The sequence below is a fragment of the Scytonema hankhaensis NUACC26 genome, assembly GCF_045865695.1.
GTDB lineage: Bacteria > Cyanobacteriota > Cyanobacteriia > Cyanobacteriales > Nostocaceae > Scytonema.
The window spans coordinates 1-2690 of record NZ_BAACAP010000005.1 but is presented as its reverse complement, the minus strand read 5'-3'; the positions used below and the strand labels follow the sequence as shown (position 1 = coordinate 2690).

1 protein-coding gene is annotated in these 2690 nt (G+C 42.0%); it reads right to left on the bottom strand.

Annotation, left to right across the window (positions count from 1 at the left end):
- Positions 1–827: 827 nt before the first annotated feature.
- The coding region (locus ACKTT2_RS00065) for an ATP-dependent Clp protease ATP-binding subunit (protein WP_407882727.1) at positions 828–2690 on the bottom strand (1863 nt) is incomplete at its 5' end.

Below are 2690 nucleotides of genomic sequence, written 5' to 3'. Positions count from 1 at the left end.
ACGGGCGGCTCATAAAGACTTAAATTTATGAAGTTTGCAACTCCTCTATTATATGCAGCTTCATATTAAATTGGTATAACTGACGAAGATGAGAAATATTTTGAACCTGACGCTTTAAGTATAGATGGCAAGATAGTTCTAGAAGTAGAAGCAGGTAGAGCCGTTGATAATAATCAATTTCTTAAAAATATTTTTAAAGCCTGTATGATGTTAGAAGTTGAATATTTAATTATGGCAGTTAGAAACAATTATCGTGGTAAAGACGACTTCAATACAGTTTGTGCCTATCTAAAAACTTTATACGCGAGCCAAAGGGTTACCTTGGCATTAAAAGGGGTAATTATCATTGGGTATTAAAGAAATGAGAGGAGCTATTTTGGCAAAATTCCTCAGAATACTATTTTGAAGCTAACAAATTAAGCTCGCGTAGGTGGATTTTAATAGGACTCATACATTTCACTTTTTTAATGATAGAAATACCCTGGTAGGGGCACAAGACATTGCGCCTCTAGGAATAAGTGTATATGTATCATACATATCGTGAATTGGTATCAGTTAAGGTTTGTTACCACTATTTTCCAATATGTAAAGACACTTCAATCAGCGCATCACAGATATTATAACCAAGTAAAATTGTCTTATCCGAGCAGTATTGAGGAGAACTTAAGCTTGTATAGCCGCTATTACGAATATCGCGAGCGTATTTTTTCCAAATTGGGTATTGTCAAAAGAAATTCCCTGATATTGCTATCAGGGGAACGATTGTGGAGGGTAAAGGATAAAGATAAAGATTTTTCATACTTCATCCTTTACACTTCATCCTTCAATTAGCCAAGATTTGCGAGTAACAACTCTCGATTCTGAAACTTCGTAACTTTCACTTGTCCGTCGTCATCAACATCAACAACAGCTGTGTCGCCTTCTGCAATTTCACCGGAAAGCATTGCCTCAGCCAGAGAATCTTCTAACAGGCGCATAATTGCCCGACGTAATGGTCTAGCACCATAGCTGGGGTCATATCCTTCCTGTATAACACGCTCTTTGAAGCGATCGCTCACCTCAAGACTAATTCCTTTTTCAGTCAAGCGGCTAGCAACTTCGCGCAACATAATATCGGCAATTTGCTTGATTTCGTCTTTCTTCAACTGAGTGAAGACGATAATCTCATCAAGACGGTTCAGGAATTCAGGACGGAAGAAAGCTTTCAACTCTTCATTCACTAAGCTACGGATGCGGTTGTAGCTTGCTTCTGCTGCATCATCTGCAAACTGGAAGCCCAAACCACCGCCACCTTTCTCGATGACCTTGGAACCAATGTTAGAGGTCATGATAATCAGCGTATTCTTAAAGTCCACTGTGCGACCTTTAGCATCGGTCAGGCGACCATCTTCGAGAATTTGCAGTAGCATATTAAACACATCGGGATGTGCTTTTTCGATTTCATCAAATAGCACTACCGTGTATGGTTTGCGACGTACTGCTTCTGTAAGTTGTCCGCCTTCGTCAAATCCTACATAACCAGGAGGCGAACCGATGAGCTTGGAAACAGTATGACGTTCCATGTATTCGGACATATCTAACCGAATCATGGCATCTTCGGAACCGAAGAAGTAGGAAGCCAACGCTTTGGTTAATTCTGTCTTACCAACTCCTGTAGGACCGGAGAAGATAAAGCTAGCAATGGGTCGGTTAGGATTCTTTAACCCAACTCTTGCACGACGGATGGCTCTAGAAACTGCTGTCACTGCTTGCTCTTGACCAATCAAACGCTGGTGCAAAGTATCTTCTAAGTGCAGCAACAACTCTGATTCGGATTCGGTTAGCTTGTTAACTGGTACTCCAGTCCAAGAAGCAACAATTTGAGCAATGTCTTCCTCATCAACAATAGGGCTATTGACAGACTTATCGTTTTGTGATGTCTCTCTTAACTTTGCTTCAAGCTCTAACTCGCGATCGCGTAGTTGTCCAGCCTTATCAAAATCCTGCGCCCGAACCGCTTCATCCTTAGACTTGGTGACTTGTACTAACTCTTTCTTAATCTCGCGACTTGCAGGGTTTGCAGAATACCGCAAACGAACGCGAGAACCAGCTTCATCGATCAAGTCGATAGCTTTATCAGGTAAAAAGCGATCGCTAATATAACGATCTGATAGATTAGCTGCAGCGACTAACGCTTCATCAGAGATTTGGACTCTGTGGTGATTCTCATAAGCAGAACGCAAACCGTACAGTATCTCGATAGTTTCTTCAACCGATGGTTCGCCTACCATAATCGGTTGGAAACGACGTTCGAGGGCTGCATCCCGCTCAATGTGCTTGCGATACTCATCAAGAGTCGTTGCACCAATACACTGGAGTTCGCCTCTTGCAAGCGCTGGTTTGAGAATATTAGCAGCATCCATGCCACCTTCTGTACCACCAGCACCAACCAAAGTGTGAATTTCATCGATAACCAGGATGATATTACCCGATGAGCGAATTTCATCCATGATTTTCTTTAGGCGTTCTTCAAAATCGCCACGGAAACGAGTCCCTGCCACTAGTAACCCCATATCGAGGCTAATGACTTGCTTATCTTGTAGAATATCGGGTATATCTTGATTGACAATACGTTGAGCGAGACCTTCTGCGATCGCAGTTTTACCAACTCCTGGTTCGCCAATCAACACTGGATTATTTTTAGTGCGACG